6 protein-coding genes and 1 tRNA gene are annotated in these 6978 nt (G+C 69.6%); 3 read left to right on the top strand and 4 right to left on the bottom strand.

Going from position 1 to position 6978, the window contains the following annotated elements; translation table 11 throughout:
* Positions 1-785: DivIVA domain-containing protein (locus tag Uis4E_RS11540; protein ID WP_133125478.1), on the bottom strand; the 785-nt coding region annotated here is incomplete at its 3' end.
* Positions 786-1036: 251 nt separating this feature from the next.
* On the opposite strand from Uis4E_RS11540, the gene Uis4E_RS11535 reads away from it, so the two are divergent.
* A tRNA-Val gene (locus Uis4E_RS11535) sits at positions 1037-1110 on the top strand.
* A gap of 62 nt (positions 1111-1172) precedes the next feature.
* Here Uis4E_RS11535 and Uis4E_RS11530 read toward each other — a convergent pair.
* Together Uis4E_RS11530 and Uis4E_RS11525 are read right to left on the bottom strand one after the other, a co-directional pair.
* Complete coding sequence (locus Uis4E_RS11530) at positions 1173-1589, bottom strand: DUF3052 domain-containing protein (RefSeq protein WP_034530445.1); 417 nt, start codon at positions 1587-1589, stop codon at positions 1173-1175.
* A 79-nt stretch (positions 1590-1668) separates the two neighbouring features.
* Positions 1669-2514 carry a YlbL family protein gene (locus Uis4E_RS11525; RefSeq protein ID WP_101623293.1) on the bottom strand — a complete coding sequence of 282 codons (846 nt, stop codon included), beginning with the start codon at positions 2512-2514 and terminating at the stop codon, positions 1669-1671.
* A gap of 175 nt (positions 2515-2689) precedes the next feature.
* Between Uis4E_RS11525 and Uis4E_RS11520 the strand changes: the two genes are divergently transcribed.
* Positions 2690-4318, top strand: a complete 1629-nt coding sequence (locus Uis4E_RS11520) for a zinc-dependent metalloprotease (protein WP_101623292.1) — start codon at positions 2690-2692, stop codon at positions 4316-4318.
* 193 nt (positions 4319-4511) lie between these two features.
* Here Uis4E_RS11520 and Uis4E_RS11515 read toward each other — a convergent pair whose 3' ends face one another.
* Positions 4512-6035, bottom strand: a complete 1524-nt coding sequence (locus tag Uis4E_RS11515; RefSeq protein WP_101623291.1) for an ATP-dependent helicase — start codon at positions 6033-6035, stop codon at positions 4512-4514.
* A 144-nt stretch (positions 6036-6179) separates the two neighbouring features.
* Between Uis4E_RS11515 and Uis4E_RS11510 the strand changes: the two genes are divergently transcribed.
* Positions 6180-6978 (top strand): phosphotransferase (locus Uis4E_RS11510; protein WP_165784986.1); only part of this gene is annotated, 799 nt, incomplete at its 3' end.

The raw sequence follows: 6978 nt of genomic DNA, 5'->3' as shown, positions 1-6978 counted from the left end.
TAGCTCTGTGGCGCGTCGGCGCCGTCGGACTGCGGGGCGGCGGGACGCTGGTACTGGGCGTCCGGGGAGAACAGCGGCGCGACGCCGTCGACGGACGCGGGCGCGGCGACGGCCGGCGCGGCGGAAGAGGCGTCCTGCGCGCCCTCGCCGTCGGACGTGACGTAGTCGGCGACGCGGTCGAACGATTCGATGCGGCTCAGCAGCTGCACGCACGTGTTGAGGAAGTAGTCGACCTGGCGCTCGTCGTACCCCTTCTTGCCCTTGCGCTGCGTGAACACGGAGTTGGAGACGAAGTCCGCGGTGATCTTGTCGAGGTCGCGCACGTCCTTCTTGGACACGCCGTCGAGCCCGAGCTCCGCGGCCGCCTTGTCGGCGATCTGGTCGGAGAGCCTGTCGACCTGCTTGCGGTCGTAGGAGGGGGTGCGCGGCTTGCCGGAGCCGAACCGCTCGCGCTCGCCGCGGTCGAGATGCTTCGCGATCTCGCGGTACAGCTCCTCGGTCTTCGCCTTCCATGCGACACGGCCGTGCTGGGAGATCTCCCACGTGGTCTGCTTGTCGACCACGGCGCGTTCGAGACGGGCGAGCGCGGCGTCGACCTGCGCGATCTCGTAGCCGCCGCGGGTCAGATCGAAGGAGACGTTCTGGATGTCACGCTGCGTCAGCTGCGCGCCGTCGCTGTCGTACAACGCGTGCGCGCGCTCCAGAAACGCGTCCACCTGGGCGGGGTCGTAGCCCCACTTGCGCTTGCCTGCCCTGGGGATTCCGGCTTCGGATTGCTGCGCCATGGGCTATCAACCTCCTAGAGGAACGAACGATACTGTCTGCCACCTTACGTGATTGTTGAGACGCAATCGCGTCCGATCGCGTGGATCGCAGGGAACAATCACGTCACATTCACCACCGGGGTCGCGTTTCCGGGGCGTTTTCGCACGCGCCGGCGCGCGTGTCCCCCACCGGGCGCCCGCGTGGACGCCGCCATGCGCCGGGACGCGGCTTCGCGTGTTTCGTCCCGCCTTACGCTATGGTGTTGCGGTGCGGGCGATTAGCTCAGTCGGCTAGAGCGCCACCTTTACACGGTGGATGTCGGGGGTTCGAGCCCCTCATCGCCCACGACGCCTACGTGAAGAGGCTTGGAACCGGATGATTCCAAGCCTCTTCGTCGTATTCCGCCGTCAGCGCCCCTTGCCGTAGGCGCGCAGGTGGATGCCGTTCCAGTCGGGGCTCACGGTGATCGGCGTGGCCGCGTTCATGCCTGCGGTCTTCGCGGCGGACTGCACGGTGCTGGAGCTGGCGGCGCCTTCGCGGCCGGGCTTCGGGGTGAGTACCCACAGCGGGCCGTCGTCGCCGAGCACGGCGTACGCGTCGACGATCGTGTCGGACAGCTCGTCCTCGTCGTCGCCGTCCCGCCACCACAGAATCACGCCGTCCACGGCGGAGTCGTAATCCTCGTCGACGAGATCCTGCCCGGTCAGATTCTCGATCTTCTCACGGATCGAATCGTCCACGTCGTCATCCCACAGCCATTCCTGCACGATGTCGCCGGGTTTAAACCCAAATTCCTCAGCGTTCTGTGATGCGGTTTGATTCACGATGACCACAATACCAACACTTGGCGAACAGGAACGTTAACACACGGGGAAAAATGAGACGGACGCGCCTCCATGCGCCTCACTGAGCCACGCAGTGCGGCAGGGACTCCCCCCTGCCCTCGCCGATGGCGACGAGCGCCGCGTACGCCTCGTCGATCGTGGAGACGCTCACGTCGCGCAGCCCGTCGGGCACGTGGCCGACGACCTCGTCGCAGTTGGACTTCGGCGCGAGGAACCATTCGGCGCCGTCGCGTTTCGCGGCGATCATCTTCAACCGGACGCCGCCGATGGCCCCGACCTTCCCCTTCGCGTCGACGGTGCCGGTGCCGGCGATCGTCCTGCCGCCGGTCTCGTGTTCGGGCGTGATCTTGTCGATGAGGCCGAGCGTGTACATCATGCCGGCGGACGGACCTCCGATGCCGTCGACGTGCATCGAGACCTTCATGCCGGACACGTCGACGCCCTTCGCCTTGAGGAAGCGCCGCGCCGCCTTGACGGCGTTGTCCTGCGAGGAGGTCATCTCGCGCTTCGTCTCCTTCTGGTACTCGTCGGTGGACTGGCCGGCGGGCACGACCGCCTCGCGCGGCGTGACGACGCGCTGCGGGTCGAGCCACGACCAGACCACCTCCGCGTTGGTCAGCGGATAGCCGGGCACGCCGTTCGCGGAGATCGTGACGAGCAGGAGCCTTCCGGAGTCCTTGTGCGTGGCGACGCCGGTCACGCCGATCATCGGCGACGTGCCGTCCCCCTCGCCCGCGTCGACCGTGCCGAGCACGTCGCGCGTGGGACCGGGCCATTCGGTCGAATACGCGCTCGGCAGGCACAGCGTGACCACGCCCAGCGCGACGGCGGCCGTGCCGGCGAACCAGCGGGGCGAGCGGGTGCGCACGTAGCGCAGGAGCCTGCCGAAACGGGTCTCATGCATGGTGCCGTCCGGTTCGACGTGCCCGGTGAGCCCGTAATACGACAGCAAGTTGGAAAGGAAGGACATATCGCGCATCATACCAGCGCACGCTTTGCGCGAAACATGCGCGGGACACCCTAATATGGACGGCAGGAACCAGACGCAACCCGACCGCAACCAGACAAGAGGATCCGATATGGACGAGAACGCAATCCACGAGTGGCTGATCAAGTGCTTCGGCCCGGTGCAGGGCGAGATGGCGTGGCAGCAGATCTCCCAGCTGCCCGATTCGATCCGCGAACAGCTGATGAGCCAGGATCCGAGCACCCTGCCGAACCCGGCGGAGGTGCAGCAGATGATGGCCGCGTTCTCCGCGGGCGGCCTCAACACGATGGGCGACATGAACCAGGTGGTCGAGGAGGGGCCGATCAACGTGAAGCTCGCCCGTTCGCTCGCCCTCCAGCAGGCGAACGCGGACGGCTCGCACACGAACGTCACCGCCGCCGAGGGCGCGGCGGTGCGCCGTGCGATGAGCGAGGCGAACCTGTGGCTGGACACGGCGTGCGAGTTCGATCCGGCGCCAGGCGAGCCGCAGGCGCTCACCCGCGCCGGCTGGGTGGAGGACACGCTCGACGCGTGGGCGAAGTTCGCCGCGCCGGTCGCCGCCTCGATGGGCGAGGCGCTCGCCTCGGTGATCTCGGAGCGTCTCGGCGGCGCGTTCGACGGCGAGATCGCCGGCATGTTCGCAGGCCCGGTGCCGATCCCGATCCCCGACGGCATGAAGGACCCGAGGCAGCTGGTCAAGCTGCTCGGCAACACGTCGTTCGCCATGCAGCTCGGGCACGCGGCCGGCTCGCTGAGCCGCGAGGTGCATGGCGGCTTCGACCAGGGCATCGCGCTGCTGTCGAATCCGGCGGGCGCACTGGTCGCGCAGAACGTCGAGGAGTACACGAGGCAGCTCAACGGCGAAGGCTCCACGGGCGCCGGAACCGCGGACGACGCGGGCGCGGGCGCCGCCGCTACGTCCGCCCCGATCGGCTTCACGTCGGCGAAGAACGCCGACCATCCGGCCTCGGACCCGCAGACCGAGGCCCTGTTCGACGACATCGTGCGCCCCGACCCGATCCCCGCCGAGGAGGTCATGGCGTTCCTCGCCCTGCGCGAGGTGGCGCACGCGCGCCTCTACTCGGCCGTGCCGTGGCTGATGCCGCGCTTCGAGGCGCTGATCGGCAAGTACGCGCGCGGCATCTCCATCGACCTGGACGCGATGGAGGAGCAGCTGCGCGACGCGGGCGCGCTCGACCCGGATTCGATCTCCGGCGCGGTGAACCTCACCAAGGTCGGCATCCCGGACACCCCGGAGCAGCGGGAGGCGCTCAAGGCGCTCGAATCCCTGCTCGCGATGGTCGAGGGCTGGGTGGACTGCGTGGTGTGGCGCGCCGGCATGGCGCACATCCCGCACATCGAGCAGCTGCGCGAGATGATGCGCCGCGAACGCGCGACCGGAGGCCCGGCCGAGCGCACGTTCGAAAGCCTGCTGGGTCTGGAGCTGCGCCCGAAGCGCATGCGCGAGGCGGCCGGCATGTGGGAGATGATCACCTCCGCGGAGGGCGTCGAGGCGCGCGACGCGAAATGGTCGCACCCGGACCTGCTGCCCGTGCTCGCCGGCGATGGCGGCACGGCCGCGCAGCCGGGCGCCACGGGGAACGCGGGCACCGGCACGGACGGCGACGGCAAGAGCGGCGGTGCCGGCGGATCCGGTTCCACCGGCACCGACTGGGACGCGGAGCTCTCGAAGCTGCTCGGCGAGGAAGGCGACAAGTAAGGCCGGGCCGGTGGACCACCCCCACCCGCTTCGCGGGAGCCCCCGCCAGCGGGGGCGGAAATCGGAGACGGCCGGCTCCGGTAACCGTCCAGCGGGGCGGGATTCGGAGACAGCCGGCTCCGCTAACCGCCCAGCGGGGGCGGGATTCGGAGACAGCCGGCTCCGCTAACCGCCCAGCGGGGGCGGAACCGGGTCAGCTGAGGAAGCGGCTGAGGCGACGGGACTGGGAGCCGAGGCCCTCCTTGGTGCGGGCGTAGGAGACGTGGAGCGTGTCCTCGGCGCGCGTGACCGCCACGTACATGAGGCGGCGCTCCTCCTCCAACGCGTCCCCCGGCTGCGGCGAACCGTAGGGCATGAGCCCCTCCGAACAGCCGATCACGAACACGTGCCTGAATTCGAGGCCCTTCGACGCGTGTACGGTCGACACGGTCACACGCCCCAGCTTCGCCGCCAATCGGCGCGCGTCCTGGGCCTCGTCGCGTTCGCGCAACGCCTCCACCATCGCGAGCCGCGCCGCCATGTCCATGTCCGCCACCGGCGAGGCGGACGCCCAGCCGTTGTCGCGCTTCACCCGATAGCCGATCCCCGCATGCCGCAACGCCGTGCAGCAGACGGCCTGCTGCGCGTTGATGCGCGTGAGGATCGCGCAATCCGCCGGATCCGCGCCCTGGTCGACGAGCCGGCGGATGCGCATGGCCACGCCGCGCGCCTCCTCCTCGTCCGTCTCGTACACGGTGCGTTCGATGCGCCTGCCGCTTTCCCGCGCCGACGTGAGCTTCAGATACTCGTGCCGCACCGGCGAGGCGGCGAGGATCCGGTTCGCGTAGGAGACGATCTGCGGCGTGGAACGGTAGTCCGTGTTGAGGCAGACGTCCGCCGAAAGCGGCTTGAACTCGTCGGCGAAGGCGAGCAGATCATAACTGGACGCGCCGGCGAACGAGTAGATCGTCTGCGCCGGATCGCCCACCACGCACACGTTGCGGTTGCCGCCCAGCCACAACCGCATCAGCCGGTGCTGCAACGGCGAGACGTCCTGATACTCGTCGACCGTCAACCAGCCGACCGACCGGCGGATCGCGGCGGCCGCCTCCTCGAAATCCTCGATCACATGGCACGTCATCAGCAGGATGTCGTCGAAATCCATGGCGCCGCGCGCCGTCTTCTCCCGCTCGTACGCGTCGTACACGTCAGCGAACCGGTCCGGTTCGAGGCCGGCGGGACGGCACCGGCCGGTGACGGCGGCGACGCGCGCCACCTGGTCCGGCGCGACGAGCGAGATCTTCGCCCAGTTGATCTCGTCGCGGACCGCGCGCACCGTCGCGTCGTCCTCGTCCACGCCCGCGTCGACGCGTCGCAGCGCACGCGCCGCGACGTCGCGCGCGTCCTCGACGAGCCGCGGGAACGGCGCGTCGCACACGTCGGTCCACACGCGGCGCAGCTGGCGCAGCGCCGTCGCGTGGAACGTGGACGCCGTGACCTGCTCCCCCACGCCGAGCGACGCGAGACGCACGCGCATCTCCGCGGCCGCCTTGACCGAGAACGTGACGGCGAGCGTGCGCGACGGATCCCACGCGCCGGTCGCGCACGCGTGCGCGATGCGGCGCGTCACCGTGCGCGTCTTGCCCGCGCCGGCGCCCGCGACGATCCGCACCGGGCCGTCCAGCGCGCTCGCCGCCGCCGTCTGCGCCTCATCCAACCCGTCAAGCAGCCTGTCCATGCCCTCATTGTGGCACACCGCGCGGCGCGGATGGCCGCCCGCGCCGGCACGCGCACGCGACGACGCCCGAAAACCGTGGCGTCGCGGGCGCTACCACGGGGCGGCGTGTATTAATGTGGGAGTGTGACAGAACGTAATGAACTGATGCTGGCGGCCCTCACCTCCGCCGCCCTGCCGTCCGTCGTCGTGGCCGGCGTGTTCCCGGGGATGACGCACGCCGACGGCATCGACCAGGCGCAGGTGCGCGACGTGACCGGCAAGACGTACGACGTGTACGCCTCCAACACCGAGGCGGGACGCAGGAAGCTCGCGGCCAGGGTCAAGGCGGCAAGGGCGCTCGCCGAGGCCCGCGAGCCGGGCGGGCTCGGCTTCGCGCTCGACCGCGTGCTCGGCTTCGCGCCCGGCACCGACCCGAAGGGCGCCACCGGCGACACGGCCGTCATGGTGGCGATGCATCAGGACGGCGTCGAACGCGACCTCAACTTCCTCACGTTGGACGACTGCGCGGCGATGGGCACGGCGATCGGCGCGATCCACCGGCTCAACCCGTCGTTCCTCGGGCCGGCCGGCTACCCGGCGTACGTCACCGGGCAGATCCGCGCGCAGCTGACCTCGTGGATCGCGCGACTCAAGAACGCGGGCCACGTGCCGCCCGAGATCACCTCCAGCTGGTCGAAGATCATGGAGACCGAAGGCCTGTGGGCGTTCAACACGTGCATGGTGCACGGCGGCTTCGAGGACGGCGACGTGCGCTTCAACGGCTCGACGATCACCGCGATCAACAACTGGCAGCGCATGCAGGTGAACGATCCGGCGCGCGACCTCGCGTGGATCTTCTCCAAGCTCGACGAGGCGCACCGCAACGCGGTGCTCACCGCATACGGGCGCATGATGGGCAACCGTCTCGACGGGCTCATCATGCTGCGCGCGAACCTGTGGGTGC

Source organism: Bifidobacterium parmae (assembly GCF_002860365.1).
In the GTDB taxonomy this organism is placed as follows: domain Bacteria; phylum Actinomycetota; class Actinomycetes; order Actinomycetales; family Bifidobacteriaceae; genus Bifidobacterium; species Bifidobacterium parmae.
The sequence above is the reverse complement of the archived record's forward strand: the minus strand, read 5'-3'. Positions and strand labels throughout refer to the sequence as shown.